The sequence below is a fragment of the Pedobacter puniceum genome (assembly GCF_009674685.1).
Taxonomy (GTDB): Bacteria; Bacteroidota; Bacteroidia; order Sphingobacteriales; family Sphingobacteriaceae; genus Pseudopedobacter; species Pseudopedobacter puniceum.
Genome location: NZ_WKJI01000001.1, coordinates 465,840 through 490,832, shown reverse-complemented (window position 1 = coordinate 490,832; position 24,993 = coordinate 465,840). Strand labels below are relative to the sequence as shown.

Below are 24,993 nucleotides of genomic sequence, written 5' to 3'. Positions count from 1 at the left end.
TCATCCTAATTAGCATGATAAAAAAGCACATTCCTAATATGTTAACCTGTGCCAACCTTTTTTCTGGTTGTATAGGAATCATTTACGCATTTAATGGCGACCTTAAAACGGTTGCCTTTTTTGTTATACTCTCAGGAATATTTGATTTTTTTGATGGTTTTGCAGCTCGTTTACTTCATGTAAAATCAGAAATAGGTAAAGAGTTAGATTCTTTAGCCGATGTGATTAGCTTTGGTTTTTTACCAGGTGTTATCATTTATCAAATGTTGCAAGATGTATCCATTCCCTATTTAGCTTATGCTGGTTTCTTGATTACCGTTTTCTCTGCTTTAAGATTAGCTAAATTTAATGTAGATGAACGCCAAACTGAAGATTTTATAGGTTTAAACACACCTATGAATACTTTTCTAGTTATTTCACTTCCTTATTTAGCAGATAGCTTTGCTTTTGTAAGCCAGCCTTGGTTTTTAATAAGCTTAACGCTTGTTTTGTGCTGGCTTTTAGTAAGCGAGATAAGATTATTCTCTATGAAAATCAGCAACTTAGGATGGAAAGAAAATCAATATAAATTCATTTTCCTGATTATTTCTGTAGTATGCCTTGCTTTTCTTAAATTTGCCGCCATACCGCTTATTTTAGTTTGGTATATTATATTATCACAAATACATTTTAGTTATTCAAAAAATTAAATTCTTTGGTTAAGTGAAGAACTTAATCAAACATTATCCTTAAACAATAAAATGAAAAAGTTTTTAGCAGAGATTGATGTAATGCCACTTAAAGAGATTCTTGACCCTCAAGGTAAAGCAGTAACCGGAAGCATGAAAAATTTAGGTCTTCCAGAAATTAGCAACGTAAGAATTGGCAGACACATTACTTTAGAAGTAGAGGCAGAAAGTAAAGAAGCTGCTTCTGAAAAAGTAGAAACAGCTTGTAAAAAACTTTTGGCTAACCTAATTATGGAAAGCTATAATTTCGAGATAAAAGAAATTTAATTATCCTGAGCAAGAAGCTCTTGCTTCTTCTCTTCTAACTTAATAAATATAGTTTTAAAGACTTCTTGCATTTGGTTGTACTTTAAAACTATATTTTCAAAATCCTCTTGTTTACGGGCGTTAAGCTCTATTTCCGCCATAGTTTCTCTAGCAGACTCTATACCCATAAAACCCAATGTTGGTTTTATTTTATGTGCTGATTCAGCAATTTTCTGCCAATTTTTATTTTCAATAGCATCACTCAGATTACTTAAATAACCTGGTGTTTGGTCAAGAAATATATCAATCATCTCAACCATAAATTCTATATTTTCACTAGCCACTTCTCTTAAATATGAAAGGTCAATAATAATTTGATTATGATCCATGTAAATAATTTAATATTAAGTTTGTTTTAAGTACCTCCATCCTATCTTCGCAGTTTAAATACAAATTTCTAACTGTTTTATTTTGTATGGGATGTTTAAAATCTGGAATGAGCTCTAACAAAGGTGCTAAAACAAATTTTCTATCCGCAATATACGGATGCGGGATAGAAAGGTTACTTGAAATTAAAACTATTTCTTCATAAAACAATATATCTATATCAATATTACGTTCTCCCCAATGCTCTTTACGTACTCTACCCATTTCTAACTCTATTTGTTGGGTATTTTCTAATAAATTTTTAGGATTAAGAGCTGTTTCTACACCCACAACCATATTAAGAAAATCTGGTTGATTGGTATTTCCCCATGCCGCAGTCTGATAAATTGAAGAACAAGCAATAATCTTTCCTACCTTTTTTGCAATTGAAGCTACAGCTGTTTCGAGATTATTTAACCTATCTCCTAAATTTGTACCTAAACCCAAGTAAACCTGACACATAAATGTTGTAACAAATGAAAACCTTGCTTGTCTAAAACTTATATTTGTATTTTGCATAGTTAAAACAATAATTCTTTTTATGAAACAATTCTTCAAATTTGTTTTCGCATCAATGTTAGGTTTTTTCCTAACCTTACTCATATTTACTGTTATCGTTATTGGTGGAATTACTGCATTGGTAAGTAGTACAGAAAAAACTGCTGAGGTTAAAGAAAATAGTATTCTTTATGTAAACCTTAACTTCCCTATTACTGAGCGTTCAGCAGATAACCCCTTTGAGGATGTTGATTTTGGTCCTTTAAAAAGTGAAAAAGTATTAGGATTAAATGATATCCTAAAAAGTATTAAAAACGCTAAAGACGATGATAAAATAAAAGGTATTTATCTTGATGTAAGCTATGTTTTAACAGGTATGGCAACGTTAGAAGAAATCAGAAATGAGCTGATTAACTTCAAAAAATCTGGCAAATTTATCATTGCTTATAGCGAAGTATACAGTCAGGGTGCTTATTATTTGGCATCAGTAGCTAACAAAGTTTATTTGAATCCTCAAGGTATATTAGAACTTAAAGGTTTTAGTTCACAAATTAGCTTTTTTAAAGGCGCTTTAGAAAAATTAGCTATTGAGCCACAAATTATTAAGGTAGGAACTTATAAAAGTGCCGTTGAGCCTTTTATTTTAGAAAGCATGAGCGATGCTAATAAGCAACAAATGACAGCTTTATTAGGCTCTTTATTTGAAAATTTCACTAAAGGAATTGCCGCTAGCAGAAAAATACCTCAGGATAGCGTGTATGCTATCGCTAATAAATTACAATCTCGTTCTCCTGAAGATGCTGTTAAACTTAAGCTGGTTGATGGCTTAAAGTATAAAGATGAAGTACTTGCTGAATTAAAAAAACTCACTAAAACAGATTTAAAAGATGATTTAACTACGATTAGTTTATCAGACTATGTTTCATCTATAAAAAATACCAGTACTGCAAAAGACAGAATTGCGGTAGTTTATGCTAATGGTGATATTATGGGTGGTGAGGGTGATGAAAATACTATTGGTTCTGAAACTGTATCTAGAGCATTAAGGAAAGCCCGTGAGGATGATAAAATTAAAGCTGTTGTATTAAGAGTAAACAGTCCAGGTGGTAGTGCTTTAGCGTCTGATGTTATTTGGAGAGAGGTGGTATTAACTAAAAAAGTTAAACCTATTATGGTTACCATGGGAGATTATGCTGCATCTGGAGGATATTATATTGCTTGTGCAGCAGATTCTATCTTTGCCGAGCCTAATACCATTACGGGTTCTATAGGTGTATTTGCAATTTTACCTAACATGAAAGGCTTCTTTAATGAGAAACTTGGGGTAACGTTTGATGGAGTTAAAACCAGCGAATATGCAGATTTAGGAAATATCTCTAGGCCTTTAACAGAGGCAGAAAAAATGCTTCTACAAAAAGAAGTAAACCGTACTTATAATGATTTTACTAAGAGAGTTGCCGATGGCAGAAAAATCTCTCAGCAGTATGTAGATAGTATTGGGCAAGGTCGCGTTTGGACAGGCCAACAAGCAGTAAAGTTAGGCTTAGTAGACCGTATAGGGCATATTGAAGATGCTATTAAAGCTGCTGCTAAAAAAGCTAAAATCAAAGAGTATAGAATTGTCAATTATCCTGAGAAGAAAGATGGTCTCCTAGGTTTTCTAGATAAATCTGGAGAAAACATCAAAACCTACTTTGTAAAACAAGAACTAGGCGATAGCTATATTCATTACAAAAACATTAAAGAGATTACTCAGCTAAAGGGTATACAAGCAAAAATGCCTTATAATTTAGTTGTAGAATAACGAGTTACAAGAATTTAATCATCCCCTTAATGAATTTATTAAGGGGATTTTTTTATTTTAACACCCTATAAAACATATTAAACCTATGAAAATATTGTTACCTATCCTCTTCTTCTTCTTTTTGGGTAAAGCAATTGCTCAGGAAAAAATCATCTTTAAAGAAAACTTTAAGAATAATAGCAACCAATGGCGCATTAAAGACAATAAAGATTTTAAAGTATCTATAATCAACGGAAAGCTTAAACTAGAAAAGAAGTTTATCAACTTTACTAATCGGGGTTGCCAATGGCAAACGCAAAACATCAAAGGTTTTAATACTGAACGAGACTTCTCTATCTCCTTTAAAGCCAACTATATCAGCGGTGGAGACCATACCGATATGATTGATTTCCAATGGGGAAATGCCATTACCCAAGGAAAGGGAAATAGTAGAGAAATATTTCAAGTTGATTTTGATTTTAAAGGTAAAATCAGGTTAGCTTTCTTCAATAATGCTTGGAATTACATGGTTTATAAAGATATATCCCATATTTTGAGAAATCAAAATTTTGATAAAACGAAGAGCAACACTTATGAATTAAAACAAGAGAACGAGCGTTTAATTGTTAAAATAAATAATGTTATAGTGCTTACACATAAAATTAATCCTATCAAAGGTTCTCATATTGGCATGCAGCAATGTTTAAAATCGGTATGGGAAATGGATGATTTGGTCATTAAACAGCTTAGAAATGAAAAACAATTGGCAAGCCTAAAACCTAATCTTGATAGTATAAAAACCATATCATCTCGAGATGTTTCAACAATAAAAAAAGAAGATATTCTGGCTACTAATCAGCATGCCACAATTTTCCCAAATCCTTTTGAGAGTGATTTTAAATTAAGCTTTCATAACCCAGAAAAAGGATTAGTAAAATTTACAATCACCAACTTAAATGGTGTGGTTTTACAAAAGCATAGCAAGTTTTTTGATGCAGGCCAACAGCTGGCAGATTTTTATATAGATGATGCCCCTGGTTTATATATACTTCAAGTTGAGTATGTGAATAAAGAACCTGAAGTTTTTAAAGTGATAAAGAAATAATCTTCCTTTATAAAGAGATTTAGCATGATGATTTTGCTTCATTATCTTACCTTTGATATCTTTTTTAAAACAACATGGAAAATAAAGAGATATCTAGAACCTTAAAGTTATTAGCTCAATTGATGGAGCTTCATGAAGAAAATCCATTTAAAATAAAATCTGTTGCCAATGCTTCTTTTAAGGTTGATAAACTTCCATTCAAATTAAAAGATAAAGCCCATGATGAGCTTGATAAAATTGATGGTATTGGAAAAAGTATAGCTACTAAAGTTATAGAACTTTTTAATACCGGAGGCTTAAAAGAACTAAACGATTTGGTTGCTATTACCCCTATCGGGATTTTAGATATGCTAAGCATTAAAGGTTTAGGGCCTAAAAAAATCATCATTATCTGGAAAAGTTTAGGTATTGAAAATGTTGGCGAGCTCTATTATGCTTGTAATGAAAACCGTTTAATAGAAGCAAAAGGATTTGGCTTAAAAACTCAAGAAGAAATAAAAAAAGCTATTGAGTTTAAGATGGCAAGTAATGGTCGTTTTTTATATGCCCGTTTGGAACCTATCGTTACACAATATCAAGACTTACTGATTAAACTTAGCAATGCTACTAAAATATTAGTAACCGGAGAGTTTAGAAGGAAGTGTGAAATTATTGATGAGCTATCATTTATCATCGTTAATGCAGATTTTAAACTTTTCACTGATAAAATTCAACAAATAGAAGGTATCTCCAATCTTGAAATTACAGATAACAGCATCAGATTTAAAGACGAGAACAGCCTAAGCATAAAATGCTTTGAAGCAGATGAAACTACTTTAGCTTATCGTTTATTTGAAACTACAGGTGTTAATGCTCATATAGAAAAAGTTAAAGCACTTTTACCTGCTAACCAAAATCAATACGCTACAGAAACTGCGATTTATGAAGCTGCGGGATTATCTTATATAGAACCAGAATTAAGAGAAGATTTTAACGAAATATCCTTAGCTCAAAATAAGCAACTACCTTCTTTAATTACTTATGCAGATTTAAAAGGCACCTTGCACAACCACAGTACCTGGAGTGATGGTGTACATAGTATTGAAGAAATGGCAGTTTATTGCAGAGATACACTAAAACTTGAGTATTTAGGCTTGTGCGACCACTCTAAAACAGCAGTTTATGCTAACGGTTTAAGTATAGAACGTGTTCTACAGCAACATGAAGAAATAGAAAAGTTAAACCAAAAATTAGCTCCTTTTAAAATTTTCAAAGGTATAGAATCAGACATCTTATCAGACGGAAGTTTAGATTACCCTGATGAAATCCTTGCAAAATTTGATTTTGTTGTGGCTTCTGTACACTCAAACCTAAAAATGGATGAAGAAAAAGCTACTCAACGTTTAATAAAAGCTATAGAAAACCCATATATTACTATTTTAGGCCACCCAACAGGTCGCTTATTATTGAGCAGAAGCGGTTATCCTTTAGATTATAAAAAAATTATTGATGCCTGCGCTGCAAACCAAGTAGTTATAGAAATTAATGCAAATCCTCTACGCTTAGATTTAGATTGGAGATGGCATCAATACGCATTAGAAAAAGGAGTTTTATTAGCTATAAATCCAGATGCACACCGTAACGAAGGTTTTTACGACATGAACTATGGCGTATATGTAGCTAGAAAAGGTGGTTTAACTAAAGAAAAGTGCCTTAATGCTTTTGATTTAGCCAGTATCAATACATACTTCAAGAATAAAAAACAAACGCTATAAAAACATCTTTTAGCTATATTTGAATCAAAGAGAAGAAATGCTTTCCAAGAAATTATCAGATTTAAATCAACAAAAAACACCTCATATATTGGTTATTGGCGATGTCATGTTAGATCATTACATTTTTGGTAATGCTAATCGTTTATCGCCAGAAGCGCCAGTTCCTGTGGTAAATGTTAAAAACGAATCTAAAATTATTGGAGGTGCAGGTAATGTTGCCAACAACATTACAGCTTTAGGTGGAAAAGTTAGTTTAGCAAGTGTTGCAGGTGCTGATGATTTTGGAAAAGAAATAAAGAATATTCTACAAGATAAAAATATCCATAGCGATGCTTTATTTTTTGATAATAGTAGAAGTAGCACCATTAAAACCAGAGTTTTAGCAAGCAATCATCAAATTGTTAGGATAGATAGAGAAAATCTTCATGAAATAAACAGTTTGCTAGAACAACAAATTTTTGAAGCTGTAAAACCTTTGATTTCAGATGCTGATATCATTATTCTATCTGATTATAACAAAGGATTACTCACCTTCAACCTTTGCCAAAACATCATTAGCTACGCTAATAGTAACTATAAAAAAGTTTTAATAGACCCTAAAGGCATAGATTATAGTAAGTATAAAGGAGCTTTTTTAATAAAACCTAATCGTAAAGAGTTATCAGAAACTTCTAGAATAGAAAATATCAACAATCAGGAAAAGTTAAGAGCTGCTGCTGATGTTATTTTCAAGAACACCCATACAGAGCATCTGGTGGTAACCTTATCAGAAGAAGGAATGGCTATCTTAACGCCTCAATCTTGTGAAGTATTGCCTGTGCAAGCTACAGAAGTTTATGATGTTACAGGTGCTGGCGATACCGTAATTGCAACAATGGCTTACTGTTTAGCATTAGGTTTTAACTTGCATGAGGCTTGCCAAATTGCTAATTATGCCGCTGCTATTGTAATTAAACACGTAGGTAGCGCTACCACATCTATAGAAGAAATCATTAGTGAAATAGAAGATTAACATGGTTTTAAACGAGTTAAAATTACACCAAACTACCATCAATAAAGTTATTGAACAATTGGTTCCCGATATTGAAAAAGGCTGCGAGTTAGTTAAAGAAAGCATCTTAAAGGGTCGCAAAATTTTATTGGCAGGTAATGGTGGTAGTGCCGCTGATGCCCAACATATTGCTGCAGAATTTACCGGACGCTTTGTAAAAGAAAGAAAAGCTTTACCAGCTATAGCTTTAACTGTTGACACTTCTGCATTAACAGCTATTAGTAATGATTATGGTTTTGCAAATGTATTTAGCAGACAAATAAATGCTTATGCACAAGAAAACGACTTATTTATAGCTATTTCTACTAGTGGCAATAGTGAAAATATTATTTCAGCCATACATGCTGCAAAAAAATTGGGCTGTAAAATTATTGGTCTTAGCGGAAGAGATGGTGGCCAAATGAATGAAATTTGCGATTTAAACATCGTAGTTCCTGATGATGTTACTGCCAGAATCCAAGAAATGCATATTTTGATAGGGCATATATTTTGTAAAGCTGTAGATGATACTTTTTAAGACAGCATGACTATAAACAACAAAATTATAAGCTTAGAAAAAGCGATTGAACTTAGCCAAGAATGGAAAGCTGCTGGCGAAAAAGTAGTTTTTACCAATGGTTGTTTTGATTTACTACATGCAGGCCATATTACTTATTTAAGTGAAGCCGCCGCTTTAGGAACCAAATTAATTATAGGTTTAAATGCCGATAAATCTGTTCAGGTTTTAAAAGGCCCTTCAAGACCTATAAATGATGAGAAAACCCGCTCCCTCCTACTAGCAGCTATGCAATTTATTGATGCAGTTGTAATTTTTGAAGAACAAACTCCTCAAAATTTAATAAGACAAATCCTTCCGGATGTTTTGGTTAAAGGCGGAGATTATACTTTAGATAATATTGTAGGCGCAAAAGAAGTACTAGAAAACGGTGGCGAGGTACAAACATTAAGCTTTTTACCGGGCTATTCTAGTACATCTATTATAGATAAAATTAAGAACAGCTAAAGCTTTGTTAAATGGTTAAGAAAATTCTAGTGATTCGCTTTAGTTCTATGGGTGATATTATTTACACCACACCTGTTGTACGATGCCTAAAAGAGCAATTGCCAGAAGCAGAAATTCATTTTTTAACCAAGCAACAGTTCAAGTATATCTATAACAATAATCCTTATCTAGATAAACTCCATATCTTAAAACCTAGCTTAAATGAAACTATTGCTGATATCAAAAAAGAAAACTTTGATTATATCATAGATTTACATAACAATCTAAGAACCAGCATCATTAAATTAAGAACTGGGATACCAGCATCAACTTATAAAAAAGAAAGAATTAAAAAATGGCTGGCTTTGAAGTTTAAAAGCGAGCGTTTTATTAATCCTAAGCACTTGGTAGAACGTTACTTGGAAACAGTTGCGTTTTTAGGTGTTAAAAACGATGATAAACCTATAGATTATTACATCAATGGGAGTTATGAGAAAACAGATTTATTACCTTCTTCCCATCAACAAGATTATGTAGCTTTTATAATTGGGGCAACGCATTTTACCAAAAGAATGCCGGTTGAGAAAATCATCAAAACCTGTAAAGAAATAGCAAAACCTATTGTTTTATTAGGGGGCGATGATGTAGCACAAAATGCAAAAACTATAGAGGAAGCTGTTGGAGAAAAAATATTTAATACCTGTGGTAAAATAAACCTAGATCAATCGGTTTATTTGGTTTCACAAGCACACACCGTTATTGGCTTTGACACAGGTTTAACCCATATTTCTGAAGCCTTTAACAAGCCCTTGGTTTCTATTTGGGGAGGCACAACTCCAGAATTATTAGGCGTATCACCTTATAAAATTAAGGATTCTCTAATTGTTGATGTTGACTTAGCTTGCAGGCCATGTTCTAAATTTGGTTTAGAGAAATGTCCTTTAGGGCATTTTAATTGCATGAATCAGATTAAAGAAGAAGAAATTATAAACTTTAGTAACAGATGAAAAGACTTTTAATTGTTAGACATGCCAAATCTGATTGGGGGGCTGCAAATACAAAAGATTTTGATCGTACGTTAAATAGCCGAGGTTTATTAAACGCTCCAGAAATGGGTAAAAGGCTAATTTCTAGAAAACTAATCCCACAACAATTGGTCTCTAGTCCGGCTTTAAGAGCCATTACTACCTGTAAAATTATCGCTAAAGAAATTCAATATCCGGAAACGGAGATTGTACAAGAGCCTAAAATTTACGAAGCTAATTATCAAACTTTATTAAAAGTTGTAAATCAATTTGATGATAAATATAATTCCATAGCACTTTTCGGACATAATAATGGTATAACAGATTTAGCTGTGTACCTCAGCAATGCAGACCTCTATAATATCCCAACTTGTGGTATGGTTTTAATAGAATTCCCTTTTGATAGTTGGAAAATAGTTAGTCAGAACACCGGAAATATGGTGCTTTTCGATTATCCTAAGAACTCTTTTGAAGCTTTTTAGTGATTCATTTTATATATTTTACCGGGTAAAGATATAATTACCGACTGCATCTCTAGATTTAACAAGAGCATAGCCAATTTACTTTGTGGCATATCCAATTTAACTTGTAAATCATCAATTGCAATTGAAGTATTCTCTTTTATCAGCGCCACAATTTTCTCTTCATCTTTATTCAAATTAGGTAAAATTTGAAGTTGCTTTACAGGTTGAACCTCATCTTTATCCCAACCCATAATGTATTCTAAATCCTCCACTCGGTCTAATAAATGAGCCCTATTGGTTTTAATTAAGAAATTACATCCTTCAGAAAGTTCATCATCAACACGGCCAGGCACAGCAAAAACATCTCGATTATAAGAATTAGCAATCTCTGCTGTGATAAGTGCTCCACCTGTTTTAGTAGCCTCTACAACTAAAGTAGCATCAGCCATACCGGCTATAATACGATTTCGCTTAGGAAAGTTTTGTTTATCTGGATTAGTTTCTGACCTAAACTCGGTTAGTAAACCACCTTGATGAATCATTTTCTCTGCAATGGAACGATGTAAAGCCGGGTAAATCCTATCTAAGCCATGTCCTAATACGCCAATAGTATTGGTTTCATGTTCTAATGAAGCTTTATGCGCTGCTATATCTATTCCATAAGCTAAACCACTCACTATTAAAATTTGATGATGTTTTAAACCGCTAATCAATTTCTCACAGAATTGTCTACCATAAGCGGTGGCATTTCTGGTGCCCACAATAGCTATAACTTTTTGCTGATTAAGCTTTACATTACCTTTAAAGTACAGCATAGCCGGAGCATCATAACAACTTTTTAAGCGTTTTGGATAATCCTCATCCTGAATAAAAATAGGTTGTATTTTGTATTTTTCTATAAACTTCAGTTCTTTCTCGGCTCTATCAAATGATGAATGATGGATAATTAAATCGGCAGTTTTAGAACCTATACCTGGTATTTTCTCCAAGTGCTGCTTACTGGTTCTAAATATTTCTTCTGGGCTACCGCAATAGCTTAATAAAGTTTTAATGGTAGCATCTCCTATACCTTTTATCAAGGTTAGACCAATTTCATAGAGCATGTTTTAAATAGATTTTGGTAAATATTACTGTGCTGGCAAATAAACTACATATTTAGTTTCAAAAAATCCTTCTTTAAAATAATCTTGTAAGGGGTAAAGTTTAATTTGTTTAAGTCCAGATTCTTGAAGTTCTTGAGTTAAATCGCCACCTTTTAAATAAAGAACTCCATTTTTTAAACCATCAGTATTTTGTTTTTTAAATTTACCTCTTATCCAAGGATAAAAATCTTTAAGCTGCGTTACCGCTCTGGAAACAATAAAGTCAAACTTTTGGTTAATCTGCTCGGCCCTGCTATGTACAGCTTTTAGGTTTTTTAATCCAATACCTTGTGCTACTTCATTAACAACTTTTATTTTTTTACCAATAGAATCAACCAATAAAAACTCGGTTTCAGGGAATAAAATAGCCAAAGGTACACCCGGAAACCCTCCGCCAGTTCCTACATCTAAAACGTGTTGACCAGGCTTAAAAGCATAAACTTTGGCGATACCTAAGGAATGTAAGATATGGCGCTCGTATAATAAATCTATATCCTTACGGCTAATGACATTTATTTGAGCATTCCAGAAAGAATATAGCCCAAACAGTTGATCAAATTGTTGTTTTTGATTATCGGTTAAATCCGGAAAATACTGAGATATGATACTAGAAGTCACTACCAGGGTCTTTTTTTCTTTTATTTAATATGTTTGATAATAAATCTCTGGCTCTAAAGAGCTGAGCTTTTACCGTACCCAAAGGTAAATCTAATTGAACAGAAATTTCCTCGTAGGATAACTCATCAAAATAACGCAATATGATTAAAGTTTTATAACGAATAGGCAGTTTATCTATAATTTCTTTTAACTGCTCTGTTTGTTGCTTTTTGATAGATGATTCTTCAGGATTTAAAACATCACTTTTTATTTCAAAAATCCGCTCCTCACCTTCTTCATTAGAAAAACTATCTAAAGAAGTTGTTTGTAAACGCTTTTTCCTGATAAAATCTATACTACTATTGGTAGCTATCCTAAATAACCAGGTGCTAAAAGCAAAATCTGGTTTATATTTTTCTATATTTTCGAAAGCTTTAGCAAAGGTAGAAACGGTTAAATCCATTGCATCGTCTTTATTATTAACCATTTTTAAAACCATAAAGTAGATAGAGTCTTTATAGCGATGCATCAACTCTGCGTAGGCCTTTTGGCTGCCTGTTTTAGCGCTTAAAACCAGATGATAGTCGTTTCTGGCATTTTCCGAAAAGTTTGGATTTATTTCCATACAATTTTCTTTCTAAACAAGCCTCTTATGCTTAAAATGCTAAGATATAAGTAATATAATAAGTCTAAAATGAGTACCCAATATATTAAATCTTTACTTTTTAACCTAAGCATAGATTTATAAAAGATAAAAATTTGTGCTAAAAGTCTCAAAAACAGTAAAACACTGATGATAATAACCTCTATTTGCAGCACATAACATGCTAACAAAAGCATATAAAAAGAAATTGCGGAAATAACCTGTAAACTCAAACTTCTTTGATGAGAAGCTTTATAAAATTTACCAGCCCCTAAATGTCTCATTTTTTGTATCCAATAAGCACTCCAGGTAAGCTTAGGCTCGCTTAGCATATGGGTTTCTGGCCTTATCTCTATAGCTGTATTGGTAGTCGTAGCATTTTGATTGACAAATAAATCATCATCTCCAGATGGGATATGCATATGAGCTGCAAAGCCCTTTCCTTTAAAAAACAACGATTTTTTATAAGATAAATTTCTTCCAACACCCATATAAGTATCTCCCGAAAGGGAAAAAGAAAAATAATTAAGTGCTGTTTGAAAAGTTTCATATCTGATGAGCTTATTTAAAAGCCCACTTTTCTTTTCGTAAGGAGAAAAACCTAAAACAATTTCTATCTGGGGGTTATCGTAATGCTCACATAAATTCACCAACCAATAATCAGAGGATGGCTTACAATCTGCATCAGTAAACACTAATATCTCATGACTTGCTGCTTTTATACCCAACGTAGCTGCAAACTTTTTACCAGTTTTAAAACGCGGATGCTCTTCTTTGACAACCACTTTTAAGTTTGGATACTGGGCTTGAAATAATCTTAAAACCTCATCGCTTTGGTCTGATGAGCAATCATTTACGACTACAACTTCATAATCTAATCCTTTTTGCTGAAGGATATAGGGTAAGTTTTCTTTCAGATTTTTGGCTTCGTTTCTGGCACATATAATAACAGAAACTTTTTGACTACTGCTTTTTATTATTTCTGGTATAGTATAATTAATAAATTTATGCTGAACAACCCATAAATAATACAATTGGATAATAAAGGCAACTTGCAGCAGAATAAATAAAGTGTAATATAGATAAGCTTCCAATATGAATGAATAAGATTTGCAAAGTTCTCAAATTTAGCCAAAAATCAAATTTTTGTTTAACATCCTTATTATTTGTTTCATAAAAATAAGCGTATGTGTATTAAAAAATAGTATTAACCTATATAAATTAAAATTAGGCTATACACAGTCTTTAGCTATCCTCAAATGCTTTATTTTTTCTTACTTTTGCAGGTATTTTATCATCAAAAACTATTAATGAAGTTTAAATTAGAAGCGCAAGATCCTTTATCCAAAGCCAGAGCAGGAGAGATTACTACAGACCACGGAACCATTCAAACACCAATTTTTATGCCTGTGGGTACTGCCGGAACGGTAAAAGCAGTTCATCAGCGTGAGCTAAAAGATGATATTAAAGCCCAAATTATCTTAGGAAACACCTACCACCTTTATTTAAGACCGGGTTTAGATGTGATAGAAAAAGCTGGCGGTTTACATAAATTTAATGGCTGGGATTTACCTATTTTAACCGATAGTGGTGGCTATCAAGTATATTCTTTAACAGAAGTAAGAAAAATAAGAGAAGAAGGCGTTACTTTTAAATCGCATATTGATGGCTCTAAGCATCTGTTTACGCCAGAAAATGTGATGGATATCCAAAGAACTATTGGTGCTGACATTATTATGGCTTTTGATGAATGTACACCATACCCTTGTGATTATACTTATGCCAGAAAATCCGTAGATATGACGCATCGCTGGTTAAAGCGTTGCATTGATAGATTTGATAGTACAGAGCCTAAATACGGCTACTCGCAAACCTTATTCCCTATTGTACAAGGATCTGTTTATAAAGATTTAAGAAGAAAATCTGCCGAGTTTATAGCCGAACAAAATCGTGAAGGAAATGCTATTGGTGGGCTTTCTGTTGGTGAACCGGCAGAGGAAATGTATGGCATGACAGAGGTGGTATGCGAAATACTTCCTCAAGATAAACCGCGTTATCTGATGGGTGTGGGTACCCCTATCAATATATTAGAAAATATAGCTTTAGGTATTGATATGTTTGACTGCGTAATGCCTACCAGAAATGCTAGAAACGGTATGTTATTCACTAGGCATGGTATTATCAATATCAAAAATGAGAAATGGAAGGATGACTTCTCGCCTATTGACCCTGATAGCGATTTATTTTCTGACCAGTTTTACACCAAAGCTTATTTAAGGCATTTAATCCACTCTAAAGAGATATTAGGCGCACAAATTGCTACTTTGCATAACTTACATTTTTACTTGTGGTTGGTAAAAGAAGCCCGCGAAAAAATTATTGCAGGAGAGTTTTACGATTGGAAAAATAAAATGGTTAAAGCGCTTGCTCAAAGACTATAAATGAAATTTTTAGACAATTACATCAAGCTGATAGACTGGTATATCATTAAGAAATACCTAGGAACTTTTGTTTTTACATTGGGGATTTTTGTTGTTATTTCTGTTGTATTTGATATTTCAGAAAAACTTGATGATTTCTTAAAAAGTAAAGCCACTATTAGTCAGATTGTTTTTGAGTATTACGGCGGATTTATCCCTTTCTATCTCAACTTTTTATCGCCTTTAATCAACTTTATTTCGGTTATTTTCTTTACCGCTAAAATGGCCGACCAAACAGAAATTGTCCCGATTTTAAGTGGTGGAGCAAGCTTTAACCGCTTTTTACGCCCTTATTTCATCGCTGCTACAGTTATTTTTATTGTAAACATGATTTTCAATTTATTTATTATCCCCGAAACTAATAGGTTGATGATAAATTTTGAGAACACTTATACCAAAATCAAAGATACCTCTAGAGAAAATGTACACTTGCAACTAGACGAGAATACTTACATCTATATGGAGTCTTTTGATAACTTGAACAACACAGGTTATCGTTTTTCTTTAGAAAAATTTAAAGGTAAAGAGCTTAAAATGAAGCTCATGAGCGATAGAATTAGCTGGGATTCTGTATCGAGAAAATGGAAAATTCAGAATTATAGCATCAGATACGTTAATGGTTTAAAAGAGCGTATGGAAAAAGGAGTAGAAAAAGATACCACCCTAGATATGAAACCTATAGATTTTGATATTAGGGATAATATTTACTCTGCCATGAATTACTGGGAACTTAATGACAAGATTGAAAAAGAGAAAATAAGAGGCACAGGAGTGATGGTAAATTTAGAACTGGAGAAATACAAACGCTGGACCTATCCTTTTTCTACCTATGTTTTAACCTTAATTGGTGTAGCTTTATCATCAAGAAAAGTTAGAGGCGGAGTTGGTTTACCACTTGGTTTAGGTATATTATTGAGTTTTGTTTATATCCTATTTATACAATTTGCTAATGTTTTTGCCCTTAAAGGAGGTTTACCGGCAATTGTAGCAGTTCTGATACCAAATATAATTTTCGCACTTTTAGGCATATATTTAGCTATTAAAGCGCCAAAATAATCATGAAAATTAAGCTAAACAATGTGCTAATCTTACACTTAACTGTGTTTGTATGGGGTTTTACTGCTATTTTAGGAGCCCTTATATCTATCAATGAAACACATTTAACATGGTACAGAGTATTAATAGCCTTTAGCTCTTTATACCTTTGGTTTAAATATAAAAAGATAGATTTTAGAGTTAATAAAGAACAATTTTTAAAGCTTTTTTTAACTGGTGGAATTGTTGGCTTACACTGGATCTTGTTTTTTGGCTCTATTAAAGCTTCTACCGTATCTGTTGCTATGGTGTGCCTTTCATCCCTAACTTTATTTACAGCCGTTCTAGAGCCTTTATTTAGCTCCAAATCTGTTTCCAAACTCGAGATTTTAGTCGGTTTTCTAATTATTTTAGGAATTTACATGATTTTTAAGTTTGAAACCGAGTACGAAACTGGTATTATTATGGGGATTTCAAGTGCCTTTTGTGCCAGTATTTTCTCTATTATCAACTCTAAACAAGTAAAAAATAGAGCTGCAACAGTTATTACTTATTATGAATTGATAGGCGCTTTTTGTTGGATTTCTTTCTATTTATTACTTACAAATGGCTACACTAAAGCCATGATTTTAAACCTTTCAGACATTATTTATTTACTCATTTTAGGTATTATTTGTACCTCAGTAGCATACGTTGCAGGGGTAATGGTAATGAAAGAATTGAGTGCTTTTAGGGTAGCTTTAATCACCAATTTAGAACCTGTTTACGCCATCATTTTAGCCTTATTTATCTTCGGAAAAGACGAGCAAATGACTAACGGATTTTACGCCGGAGCAAGCATTATTTTAGCAACAATTTTCTTATATCCCATTGTAAAAACTAGACTCGAGAAAAGAAAATTAAGCAAGAATTTACACCCTTAAAAAGATTATTTATCTCTTATTTCTTGAACAGTTTCATGGCTTGCTTTGGGGCTTATTTTCTTATTAATATATCCTATTCTTAAGCTTAATAATGATGTGTTTCATATCAAGAATAAGCCTCATCATAATCATCCTATAATCATATTTAAGACATTAATTCTTGTTTTAACCTCGCCTATTCTTAAGCTCTGGTAAAACATCCTAGCTTAATTATATTAACTTAATTATTCATTCATAAAAACCAACACAAATACACTAAGTATCAGTAAAAATCTTTATTAAATTCAAAAATAGCAGCTTCAAATTGAACCTACTTTTTAGCTCATACCAAAAGAAAAACGACGACAAATACAAATCGTAAATATCAAATCCAAGTTGATCAGCTTGACCATTTTGTATACAATTTTTAAAAAACAAAAATTTTTAGAGCTTCCTTGAACAAGAAAAAAGAACATCAAAACTTCTTCTTAGTGTATTTTTTTAATGACTTAAAAAGACTATATTGGAAAGGTAAAAAGAGGCCTATTTTAATAAAAAATAGACGTTCTTAAACACAAAAACATCTTATTTTTGATTTCATATAAATAGTTATAAAAATTTAAAAATCAGATATTTATAAAATTCAAATAAAATATAAATTCAAATAAATAAAAACATCAAAAAACCTTAATACTAAAATAATTAGCATAAAGATTAGATGAGAGCAAAAAATCAACATAAAATATTTATAATCAGTATTTTAACTTTATTAATCTCAACCTTTAATTCATATAAGGTTTTTGGACAACTTTTTAGTAGCGAACAAAACCCACCAAGTGTAAAGTTTAATCAAATTAACACGCCACAGTTTCAAATCATCTACCCTACCCTCTTAGAAAAAGATGCGCAACGAATGGCCAATTTGCTAGAGAAAATGATAGATGATGTAAGCAAGTCTTTAGGTCGTAAACCAAAGCCTATCTCTATCATCCTACAGAACCGTGGCGTGGTATCAAATGGCTTTGTGCAAATGGCCCCAAGAAGGTCAGAGTTTTACACTATCCCTTCTCAGGAATTCGACTCGCAAGACTGGCTAAATGGTTTGGCTTTACATGAGCTTAGACACGTTGTACAGTTTGATAAGTTAGTACCGAGTTTAGGCGCTCCAATTTTTGAAGAGTTAAAATTGGCACTCTTCGGTATTAATTTACCACCTTGGTTTTTTGAAGGAGATGCCGTTGTTACGGAGACAGTTTTAAGCCCCGGAGGACGAGGCAGGCAACCCTATTTTGAACTTGCTTTAAGAACCAACTTAGGTAGTAACAAAAACTACTCCTACTCCAAAAATTATCTGGGTTCGTTCAAAGATATCGTACCCAATTATTACACCTTGGGCTACTTCCTCACCAGCAAAATAAGAAGAGATTTTGGCGAGCAAATTTTAGATAAAACTTTAAGTAGAATGGCCCGCTTTCCTATACGCCCTTATAACTTCTCATCCTCCCTAAAAAAACATGCTGGCATAGGTACTCATCAACTTTATAAAAACACCATGCAAGAGCTAGACTCGCTTTGGACAAAGCAGTCAAATACATCGGGTAAAACTTTATACCAAACAGCTTACCATGAAGAAGCCGAGATACCCACTTTTTATCAACTACCTTACCTAACAGCCGAAGGTGAATTGGTATGCATAAAAAAGTCTTATGCAGAGACACCTGCTATCACGCTCATCAAAAACAAAAAAGAAGAAACACTTTTAAGAATAGGTTTTCAGTTAGAGCCTAATTTGCATTATGCAGCTAACCTATTGGTTTGGGATGAATACCGTCAGGATAAAAGATACGGTAAGCAGTCTTTTAATGTTATTTGTATTTACAACCTCAAAGACAAAACATTTAAACAGTTAACTCATAAGAGCAGATACTTCTCTCCTGCCCTATCTTCAGATGGTAAAAAAATAATCGCAGTAAAAGTTAGTTATGACAATCAATTTTCTTTAGTTGAGTTAAGTGCGCAAAATGGAGAAGAATTAAAAAGCTATCCAAACCCCGAAAAATATATTTTACAAACACCACAATATGATAATGCAAGTAAAAAAGTAGTGGTAACAGCGTTAAACCAAGATGGAAAAACCTTACTGGTTTATAATTTAGAAAATGGTGCTATAGAGAAATTATTTGCTCCGGTAAGGCAATTAATATCCAGACCTACGTTTGCCAACCAGCAAATTCTTTTTAAAGCCCACTTTAACGGTACAGATAATATTTACAGTTTTGATTTGGCAACAAAAGCAATAAGCAGAATCAGCGATGCTCAATTTGGCGCTTACCAACCTTCTTATGATGTTAAAAATCAAAAAATATATTTTAGCGATTATCAACACACCGGTCATCGCATCGTATCAATTGATTTAAACAACACTAGAGCAACTTTAAGCTCAAACGAGGGTAATTACTTCTTAGAATATTTTAAACCGCTCATATCGCAGGAAAACACTTCTAACGTTTTTCAAGACATCCCTGAAAAGGAATATCCAGTTAAACCCTACAAAGAAGCAGCTCACTTATTTTATTTCCACAGTTTAAGACCTACAAATACAGAAAGTGAAATAGACAATCAATACGTGATTGGTTTTGATTTAGCATCAGACAATAAGCTCAATACTTTTTCATCAACCCTAGGATATGCCTATAATGCGGGATTAAGAACCAACGAGTACCGGGCTGCCATAAGCTTCAAAAAGTACTACCCTATTTTTACTGCTGATTATGAAAACCGTGGAAGACTTAGCTATGTAAGATTGGTTAGACCTAACGGAGAAACCGTTGTGCCTTTTACCTGGAGAGAACATGTAAGTAATTTTGGTATCACTATTCCTTTTTCAACCAATTGGTTAAATAAAGGCTTTTCTACGGGCTTTAACATCAGTAGCGGCTATACTAGCAGATACGATTTAAGTTTACAACCTAATAATTTCCCTATGCAAATAAGCTTCCCTATGAAATATCAATTTTATATGGGCTTAGGAACTTTAAGAAGCGAGAGAGATTTAGCTACGCCTTGGCTGGTTAATTTAAACATCCTGTATGAGCATTTACCATTTGATAATAATTTTGATGGCAGCAACCTCATTTTAAAAACTTCTGTAAATACACCAGGTTTGTTTAGCAACCACAGTTTACAGCTTAACTTTAACTGGCAAAGCAACAGTGGCGTTTATAGGTTTAATACTGATATTGCTAGAGCAAGCGGCTTTCTTAATTTACCTGCACTTCAAAAATTGCATAACTCTTTCTTACTTGATTACCGTTTCCCTATTGCTTACCCCGATTGGGAGGTTGGACCACTAGCTTATATCAAACGTTTTAAAGGCGGCGTTTTCACTGATTTTGAAAATATAGGAAAAGGAAATGGGTTAAGGTCTTATGGTGCCGAGTTAAGAACTGACTTAAATATTCTGAGATTTTACTTACCAAATGTAGACTTCGGTACAAAAATTATTATGCCTGCTGAAGAAAGCACCAACAAAAAACCGATATTCGAATTTGGTTTGATTTTAAATTATTGATATGAGCTTTAAAACATTAACAATTATCATACTATCGGTCTTAATTACCGTTGTTTTTATGCAAAACACCGATGAAGTTTTGTTCACCATCCTCTGGAAAGAAATTTACGTTTCTAAACTCCTCATGATGCTCATTGTAACCGTGTTTGGTTTTATACTGGGATTAATTATTGCCAGACCAAAAAAGAAAACACCTTTAGCTACAGAAAGTGCAAGAGATATTCCTTTTGAAGTAAACAACCCCAATGACGACTACTTAAATCATAATGACAAAAAAGGTTTAAGTGATGAAGACCGAGATTATATCAGTTAAAATGACAAAGAAAATAGCTTTCCTTGGTTTAGGAAATATGGGTATTCCCATAGCACAAAACCTCATTAATGCCAGGCATGAAGTAAGTGTCTATAACCGCTCTGCCGTAAAAGCACAACAACTTACAGGAAATTTTCAACTGGCAAGTAGCCCAGCAGAAGCTGTTGCCGATAAAGATTTTATTTTTACCATGCTTGCTGATGATGACTCTTTAAATCAAGTATGTAAAGGTGAAAACGGCTTTATCTTAGCTTTAAAAAAAGGTGCAATACACATCAGCATGAGTACTATAGCGCCAGAAACCGCTGCCAACTTAAATGAAATGCACCAAAAAAATGGCTCTTTTTATTTAAGTAGCCCTGTTTTTGGCCGACCAACCGCTGCCGCAGAAGCAAAATTATTCATTTGTTTATCAGGGCAAGAACAGGCTAAACAATTGGCTAAGCCATTGTTAGAACAAGTTGGACAAGCCGTTTATGATTTTGGTGAGGATGTTAAAGCCGCCAATGTGCTTAAACTTACTGGCAATTTCATGATTATGGCTTCTATGGAAACCATGGCAGAAGCCTTTACTCTGGCAGAAAAAAATGGTTTAGACCGTAAGCAGGTAGCTGATTTCTTTGGAAATACAGTTTTTAATGCTCCTATTTATAAAAACTACGGAACTTTAATTGCCAACAACAATTATCAACCGGTAGGTTTTAAATCTACACTGGGCTTTAAAGATGCTCGCTTAGCCTCTAAAATGGCTTTAGATGCAGAAATGCCTGCTCCATTACTTAACTTGGTTTATAACCGCTTACTCGGCGCTATAGCACAAGGTAAAGGAGAGCAAGATTGGGCAGAGAGTATAGCTAAAGGAGTTTCTAACGATGCGGGTATTTAAAAAAATGATGCTATACTTCTTAGTTTTTATTGCTTCATTAGCAATTGCGACTTACCTATTTTTACAGTCGGCGGTTTTTGGTGGCTCACCAAACGAAACACAAATCAAAAGAATAGAAGCTTCACCAAATTACAAAGATGGAAGCTTCCAAAACCTTTCACCAACTACAGTAAGCTTGCCAGAATCATCTTTTTTTAAAGTTTTACAAGAGTTTATTTTTAACAAAGAAGAAACAGAGCCTAAGCAACCAATTGAAGTTGTTAAAACCGATTTAAAAAACCTTAAATCTGATGAACCCTTAATCATTTGGTTCGGGCATTCATCCTATTTGATGCTTATTGATGGAAAAACCATTCTGGTTGACCCTGTTTTCAACAGAGCCTCTCCTATCCCACTTTTCGGGAAACCATTTAAGTTTAGCTATGATTACGGCGCTGCTGATTTTCCAGAGATTGATATTTTAATCATCACACATGATCATTATGACCATTTAGATTACCAAACTATCAAAAAATTAATTCCGAAGACGAAAAACTTCATTGTTCCTTTAGGTGTTGAAGCCCATTTAATCCACTGGGGAGCAAACACTGAAGCTATCAAATCTTTAGATTGGCATGATGAAACTCAGCTTTTAGATTTTAAGATAACGGCTACTCCGGCAAGACATTTTTCTGGCAGGAAATTTACCAGAGGTAATACTTTATGGAGCTCTTTTGTTTTTAAAAGTGATAAATTAAATATTTACTTGGGTGGAGATTCTGGCTATGATACCCATTTTAAAACTATAGGCGATAAATACGGCCCTTTTGATTTAGCTATTCTAGAATGTGGGCAATATGGCACTAACTGGCCGCTTATTCATATGTTTCCAGAGCAAGTTGCGCAAGCTGCCGCTGATTTAAAAACCAAACAACTTCTGCCTGTTCATTGGGCTAAATTTAGCTTAGCCTTACACAACTGGACAGAACCTATAAATAAGCTAACTTATGTAGCTAAAGCAAAAAACCTTAGCTTACAAACGCCACGTATAGGAGAACCATTATCCTTAACAAATATGGATAAAACAACAAAATGGTGGCAAAATTAAAACTCGTGAAACTATCTATCATTATATCACTATTGCTTTGCAGCTTTGGCTGTTACAGTCAGAAATTAGCAATTAAAGAAATTGGTTTTAGCTTAAGACCAGAAGAAAGAGCTAAAATAGAACGCTTAGCAACCTATGAAGTGAAAATTTTTAATGGTTTATTTAAGGATGCAGAAAATGACAGCTTAACTATCAACATTAACTTATATAACAAAGGAAAAGACTTTAGAGCCCTTTTACAAGAATTTGGCTTAAAAGGACTCACAGAATCTGGATTTTATTCGCCCATAACCAACCAATCCTACGTACTTTACCAGAGCGTTGCAGATATAGAGATTATTTTACATGAGATGAGCCATGCCCTACTAAGGCATAGCATCAAAAACCCACCCAGATGGTTTAATGAAGGTTTAGCAGAGTTTTTAGAATCTCTAAAAGAAGAAAACTATAAAATCCAAGTGAATGCTCAATTTCATTATCTGGATAAAATGAAAGTCGATAATAGAAATACTCCTACAAACATCAGTGCTTTCTTAAACAGCCATAACAGCTGGCAAGACAAAAACAAAGTGAAAGACATGTACACCATCTCTTACTGTATGGTTTATTACATCATCAAACAAAACCCTTTGTTAATTGGTAAAATGGCTAATATGATGAAGAAAGGACTAAGTACAGAACAAATTTTTGATATCTTATTTGGAGGCTTAGATAGTTTTGAAAGAAATTTTAATTTCTATTACCGATAAAACATCTTTTTAAAATATTGCTATATTTGAAATCGATTTCTATATCGATAAACCAATTTTTTTACATCATATTTTAAAACATGTTCACAAAATCCATCCTATCGGCTTTGTTATTGCTTTGTAGTGTTTTTGCTTCTGCACAAAATAAATCATGGTACACGCAAGGCGATTTTTATCCTTCACAAAGAATTGCTTATACTTTAGTAAATGATCTTGATATCAGCAGAGAAAACTGCCCTATCATCATCAAAAGAAAAGATTTCCCCCTTCCTGATATTCATGAAATGTGGATAACTGTGGTAGACCCTTCTTTACCCCCAGCACCAGAACCTAGCGAACAGCAACTAAGAAACCAAGGCGGGCATGAGCTAAGGAAAGAAACCAACGGACATGCCATTTTTCATCAATTAGATGATTTGGATAAAGATGGCATTTGGGATGAATTATTTTTCATGACCGATTTAAAGCCTAAAGAAAGTAAAACCATTTACATTTATATGGGCGAGAATATTAGAGGTTGGAATAAACATTATACTCATGCAAACATTGGCAGTTATACCAGACATATTATGCCTTTCTGGGAATCAGAACATGTAGGCTGGAAAATATGGTTTGCAAACTCGGTAGATGTTTTTGCTAAAAGAAAACCTTTACTGATGGCACAACGCCTATATATGGAAAATTTAGATGGTTACGGAGTAAGTAATATCTCTAAAGATTTAGGTTCTGATATACAAAGTGTAGGAGATAGTTTTGGAGGTGGTGCTATCTGCCTTTTTGAAAATCCGGCAAAGCCAGACTCTGTCACCCGACCTCGTTTTACACCTGCAAAAGCGGCTTTAGCACCTAAAAGTATGTGGAATGCTGGGCAAATAAGTGATACCCGTTATGCTTATGATGTTGTAGTAAACGGTCCTATGCGCTCCATCATCAAAATAAAAACCATGAACTGGGATTCTGGTAAAGGCTTTTATGAGCTAGAACAATTTTACACAGCTTATGCGCATCAAAACTATAGCACTTGCCAAGTAAACTACACCAGGTTTTTCCCCAAAAACTTAGATGTTTTAATGGGATGTGGTATTCGTAAAAAACCGGGTAAAGAAGATTTATTTCAACAAAATGGTATCATTATATCCTCTGGACCAGAAGGTATTAAAGACCCAGAGAAGATAGATGACAGAGCAGAATACATGATGGATTTTATAGGAAAAGCCATTGTTGTGAAAGATGTTTACAAACCACAATACCAATTCTCGGCAGACCGTGGTGGTAACCACACTTTTAAAATTCAAGCACCAAAGGAGAATAGTTTTGAATATGCCATATTTGCTGCTTGGAAAGATGGAGCAGTTTTAAATACAGCAGCTTCTTTTCAGGATTATGTGGTAAAAACCACAAAAGAGTTTAATAGCCCGGTAAGGTTTTTAAAACCTTTTATAGAGAATAAGAAGTAATTTGTTTTAAACCACAGTGTTCACCAAGATTTATAAAGCTTAATATTCTTCTTGGAGAACACTGTTTTA

The 24,993-nt window shown here is 33.4% G+C and carries 25 protein-coding genes; 19 read left to right on the top strand and 6 right to left on the bottom strand.

The features are described 5' to 3' along the window. The first annotated feature begins 14 nt into the window (after positions 1-14). Positions 15-689 (top strand): CDP-diacylglycerol--serine O-phosphatidyltransferase, encoded by a 675-nt coding sequence (pssA, locus tag GJJ64_RS02310; protein WP_154286147.1) that lies wholly within the window; start codon positions 15-17, stop codon positions 687-689. Between the two features lie 51 nt (positions 690-740). Continuing rightward, positions 741-995, top strand: coding sequence for a phosphoribosylformylglycinamidine synthase subunit PurS (purS, locus tag GJJ64_RS02305; protein WP_154286146.1), 255 nt, complete (start codon positions 741-743; stop codon positions 993-995). On the opposite strand, the gene GJJ64_RS02300 is transcribed toward purS, so the two are convergent. Together GJJ64_RS02300 and folK are read right to left on the bottom strand one after the other, a co-directional pair. After that, the gene (locus GJJ64_RS02300) at positions 992-1,363 is read right to left on the bottom strand and encodes an Hpt domain-containing protein (RefSeq protein ID WP_154286145.1); all 372 of its coding nucleotides are present in this window, start codon (positions 1,361-1,363) and stop codon (positions 992-994) included. The genes purS and GJJ64_RS02300 overlap by 4 nt on opposite strands. Continuing rightward, positions 1,353-1,919 carry a 2-amino-4-hydroxy-6-hydroxymethyldihydropteridine diphosphokinase gene (gene folK / locus GJJ64_RS02295; protein ID WP_229655432.1) on the bottom strand — a complete coding sequence of 189 codons (567 nt, stop codon included), beginning with the start codon at positions 1,917-1,919 and terminating at the stop codon, positions 1,353-1,355. Before folK ends, GJJ64_RS02300 begins: the two co-directional genes overlap by 11 nt. A 22-nt stretch (positions 1,920-1,941) precedes the next feature. Here folK and sppA point away from each other — a divergent pair, with 22 nt between their 5' ends. The 8 genes from sppA to GJJ64_RS02255 all read left to right on the top strand — a co-directional run bounded on the left by sppA (position 1,942) and on the right by GJJ64_RS02255 (position 10,080). After that, complete coding sequence (sppA, locus tag GJJ64_RS02290) at positions 1,942-3,702, top strand: signal peptide peptidase SppA (RefSeq protein WP_154286144.1); 1,761 nt, start codon at positions 1,942-1,944, stop codon at positions 3,700-3,702. Between the two features lie 85 nt (positions 3,703-3,787). After that, a complete protein-coding gene (locus tag GJJ64_RS02285; protein WP_154286143.1) occupies positions 3,788-4,786 on the top strand; it encodes a T9SS type A sorting domain-containing protein in 999 nt (332 codons plus the stop codon). A 74-nt stretch (positions 4,787-4,860) separates the two neighbouring features. Further along, positions 4,861-6,540 carry a DNA polymerase/3'-5' exonuclease PolX gene (locus GJJ64_RS02280; RefSeq protein WP_154286142.1) on the top strand — a complete coding sequence of 560 codons (1,680 nt, stop codon included), beginning with the start codon at positions 4,861-4,863 and terminating at the stop codon, positions 6,538-6,540. Between the two features lie 19 nt (positions 6,541-6,559). Continuing rightward, positions 6,560-7,552 (top strand): D-glycero-beta-D-manno-heptose-7-phosphate kinase, encoded by a 993-nt coding sequence (gene rfaE1, locus GJJ64_RS02275; RefSeq protein ID WP_195759204.1) that lies wholly within the window; start codon positions 6,560-6,562, stop codon positions 7,550-7,552. A gap of 1 nt (position 7,553) precedes the next feature. Beyond that, the gene (locus GJJ64_RS02270) at positions 7,554-8,108 is read left to right on the top strand and encodes a D-sedoheptulose 7-phosphate isomerase (RefSeq protein WP_154286140.1); all 555 of its coding nucleotides are present in this window, start codon (positions 7,554-7,556) and stop codon (positions 8,106-8,108) included. A gap of 6 nt (positions 8,109-8,114) precedes the next feature. Continuing rightward, the gene (rfaE2, locus tag GJJ64_RS02265) at positions 8,115-8,594 is read left to right on the top strand and encodes a D-glycero-beta-D-manno-heptose 1-phosphate adenylyltransferase (RefSeq protein WP_154286139.1); all 480 of its coding nucleotides are present in this window, start codon (positions 8,115-8,117) and stop codon (positions 8,592-8,594) included. A gap of 11 nt (positions 8,595-8,605) precedes the next feature. Continuing rightward, a complete protein-coding gene (locus GJJ64_RS02260) occupies positions 8,606-9,580 on the top strand; it encodes a glycosyltransferase family 9 protein (RefSeq protein ID WP_154286138.1) in 975 nt (324 codons plus the stop codon). After that, positions 9,577-10,080, top strand: a complete 504-nt coding sequence (locus tag GJJ64_RS02255) for a SixA phosphatase family protein (RefSeq protein WP_154286137.1) — start codon at positions 9,577-9,579, stop codon at positions 10,078-10,080. The genes GJJ64_RS02260 and GJJ64_RS02255 overlap by 4 nt, the downstream gene beginning before the upstream one ends. Here GJJ64_RS02255 and dprA read toward each other — a convergent pair. From dprA to GJJ64_RS02235, 4 genes are read right to left on the bottom strand one after another with little or no spacing between them, the layout of a single operon-like run. Beyond that, positions 10,077-11,165, bottom strand: a complete 1,089-nt coding sequence (dprA, locus tag GJJ64_RS02250; protein WP_154286136.1) for a DNA-processing protein DprA — start codon at positions 11,163-11,165, stop codon at positions 10,077-10,079. The genes GJJ64_RS02255 and dprA overlap by 4 nt on opposite strands. A 24-nt stretch (positions 11,166-11,189) precedes the next feature. After that, on the bottom strand, positions 11,190-11,822 hold the full coding sequence (gene rsmG / locus GJJ64_RS02245) for a 16S rRNA (guanine(527)-N(7))-methyltransferase RsmG (protein WP_317162893.1): 633 nt from the start codon (positions 11,820-11,822) through the stop codon (positions 11,190-11,192). Next, positions 11,812-12,426: an RNA polymerase sigma factor gene (locus GJJ64_RS02240; protein WP_154286134.1), complete on the bottom strand. Its 615-nt coding sequence runs from the start codon at positions 12,424-12,426 to the stop codon at positions 11,812-11,814. The genes rsmG and GJJ64_RS02240 overlap by 11 nt, the downstream gene beginning before the upstream one ends. Next, positions 12,417-13,538 (bottom strand): glycosyltransferase, encoded by a 1,122-nt coding sequence (locus GJJ64_RS02235; protein WP_154286133.1) that lies wholly within the window; start codon positions 13,536-13,538, stop codon positions 12,417-12,419. Before GJJ64_RS02235 ends, GJJ64_RS02240 begins: the two co-directional genes overlap by 10 nt. A gap of 216 nt (positions 13,539-13,754) precedes the next feature. On the opposite strand from GJJ64_RS02235, the gene tgt reads away from it, so the two are divergent. The 9 genes from tgt (at position 13,755) to GJJ64_RS02190 (ending at position 24,924) form a co-directional block, all read left to right on the top strand. Further along, entirely contained in the window at positions 13,755-14,885 is a 1,131-nt protein-coding gene (gene tgt, locus GJJ64_RS02230; protein WP_154286132.1) for a tRNA guanosine(34) transglycosylase Tgt, read from the top strand. After that, entirely contained in the window at positions 14,886-15,980 is a 1,095-nt protein-coding gene (locus GJJ64_RS02225) for an LptF/LptG family permease (protein ID WP_154286131.1), read from the top strand. Positions 15,981-15,982: 2 nt separating this feature from the next. Beyond that, the gene (locus GJJ64_RS02220; RefSeq protein WP_154286130.1) at positions 15,983-16,882 is read left to right on the top strand and encodes a DMT family transporter; all 900 of its coding nucleotides are present in this window, start codon (positions 15,983-15,985) and stop codon (positions 16,880-16,882) included. 697 nt (positions 16,883-17,579) lie between these two features. Further along, positions 17,580-20,432 (top strand): hypothetical protein, encoded by a 2,853-nt coding sequence (locus GJJ64_RS02215; RefSeq protein WP_154286129.1) that lies wholly within the window; start codon positions 17,580-17,582, stop codon positions 20,430-20,432. A gap of 1 nt (position 20,433) precedes the next feature. After that, positions 20,434-20,745: a hypothetical protein gene (locus tag GJJ64_RS02210; RefSeq protein WP_154286128.1), complete on the top strand. Its 312-nt coding sequence runs from the start codon at positions 20,434-20,436 to the stop codon at positions 20,743-20,745. A 1-nt stretch (position 20,746) separates the two neighbouring features. Next, the gene (locus tag GJJ64_RS02205) at positions 20,747-21,631 is read left to right on the top strand and encodes an NAD(P)-dependent oxidoreductase (protein WP_154286127.1); all 885 of its coding nucleotides are present in this window, start codon (positions 20,747-20,749) and stop codon (positions 21,629-21,631) included. A gap of 4 nt (positions 21,632-21,635) precedes the next feature. After that, entirely contained in the window at positions 21,636-22,718 is a 1,083-nt protein-coding gene (locus GJJ64_RS02200; protein WP_229655431.1) for an MBL fold metallo-hydrolase, read from the top strand. Then, entirely contained in the window at positions 22,703-23,467 is a 765-nt protein-coding gene (locus tag GJJ64_RS02195; protein ID WP_154286125.1) for a DUF1570 domain-containing protein, read from the top strand. The genes GJJ64_RS02200 and GJJ64_RS02195 overlap by 16 nt, the downstream gene beginning before the upstream one ends. 80 nt (positions 23,468-23,547) lie before the next feature. Then, complete coding sequence (locus GJJ64_RS02190; protein ID WP_154286124.1) at positions 23,548-24,924, top strand: DUF4861 family protein; 1,377 nt, start codon at positions 23,548-23,550, stop codon at positions 24,922-24,924. Positions 24,925-24,993: the final 69 nt, after the last annotated feature.

What these genes read in the sequence shown, in the direction of transcription:
- rfaE2 (WP_154286139.1), top strand. Translation starts at nt 8,115, where the DNA reads ATGACTATAAACAACAAAATTATAAGCTTAGAAAAAGCGATTGAACTT.
- GJJ64_RS02255 (WP_154286137.1), top strand. Translation starts at nt 9,577, where the DNA reads ATGAAAAGACTTTTAATTGTTAGACATGCCAAATCTGATTGGGGGGCT.
- purS (WP_154286146.1), top strand. Translation starts at nt 741, where the DNA reads ATGAAAAAGTTTTTAGCAGAGATTGATGTAATGCCACTTAAAGAGATT.
- GJJ64_RS02220 (WP_154286130.1), top strand. Translation starts at nt 15,983, where the DNA reads ATGAAAATTAAGCTAAACAATGTGCTAATCTTACACTTAACTGTGTTT.
- GJJ64_RS02195 (WP_154286125.1), top strand. Translation starts at nt 22,703, where the DNA reads ATGGTGGCAAAATTAAAACTCGTGAAACTATCTATCATTATATCACTA.
- tgt (WP_154286132.1), top strand. Translation starts at nt 13,755, where the DNA reads ATGAAGTTTAAATTAGAAGCGCAAGATCCTTTATCCAAAGCCAGAGCA.
- sppA (WP_154286144.1), top strand. Translation starts at nt 1,942, where the DNA reads ATGAAACAATTCTTCAAATTTGTTTTCGCATCAATGTTAGGTTTTTTC.
- GJJ64_RS02225 (WP_154286131.1), top strand. Translation starts at nt 14,886, where the DNA reads ATGAAATTTTTAGACAATTACATCAAGCTGATAGACTGGTATATCATT.
- GJJ64_RS02300 (WP_154286145.1), bottom strand. Translation starts at nt 1,363, where the DNA reads ATGGATCATAATCAAATTATTATTGACCTTTCATATTTAAGAGAAGTG.
- GJJ64_RS02260 (WP_154286138.1), top strand. Translation starts at nt 8,606, where the DNA reads ATGGTTAAGAAAATTCTAGTGATTCGCTTTAGTTCTATGGGTGATATT.
- GJJ64_RS02190 (WP_154286124.1), top strand. Translation starts at nt 23,548, where the DNA reads ATGTTCACAAAATCCATCCTATCGGCTTTGTTATTGCTTTGTAGTGTT.
- GJJ64_RS02240 (WP_154286134.1), bottom strand. Translation starts at nt 12,426, where the DNA reads ATGGAAATAAATCCAAACTTTTCGGAAAATGCCAGAAACGACTATCAT.
- GJJ64_RS02205 (WP_154286127.1), top strand. Translation starts at nt 20,747, where the DNA reads ATGACAAAGAAAATAGCTTTCCTTGGTTTAGGAAATATGGGTATTCCC.
- pssA (WP_154286147.1), top strand. Translation starts at nt 15, where the DNA reads ATGATAAAAAAGCACATTCCTAATATGTTAACCTGTGCCAACCTTTTT.
- dprA (WP_154286136.1), bottom strand. Translation starts at nt 11,165, where the DNA reads ATGCTCTATGAAATTGGTCTAACCTTGATAAAAGGTATAGGAGATGCT.
- GJJ64_RS02280 (WP_154286142.1), top strand. Translation starts at nt 4,861, where the DNA reads ATGGAAAATAAAGAGATATCTAGAACCTTAAAGTTATTAGCTCAATTG.
- GJJ64_RS02210 (WP_154286128.1), top strand. Translation starts at nt 20,434, where the DNA reads ATGAGCTTTAAAACATTAACAATTATCATACTATCGGTCTTAATTACC.
- GJJ64_RS02285 (WP_154286143.1), top strand. Translation starts at nt 3,788, where the DNA reads ATGAAAATATTGTTACCTATCCTCTTCTTCTTCTTTTTGGGTAAAGCA.
- GJJ64_RS02270 (WP_154286140.1), top strand. Translation starts at nt 7,554, where the DNA reads ATGGTTTTAAACGAGTTAAAATTACACCAAACTACCATCAATAAAGTT.
- GJJ64_RS02215 (WP_154286129.1), top strand. Translation starts at nt 17,580, where the DNA reads ATGAGAGCAAAAAATCAACATAAAATATTTATAATCAGTATTTTAACT.
- folK (WP_229655432.1), bottom strand. Translation starts at nt 1,919, where the DNA reads ATGCAAAATACAAATATAAGTTTTAGACAAGCAAGGTTTTCATTTGTT.
- GJJ64_RS02200 (WP_229655431.1), top strand. Translation starts at nt 21,636, where the DNA reads ATGATGCTATACTTCTTAGTTTTTATTGCTTCATTAGCAATTGCGACT.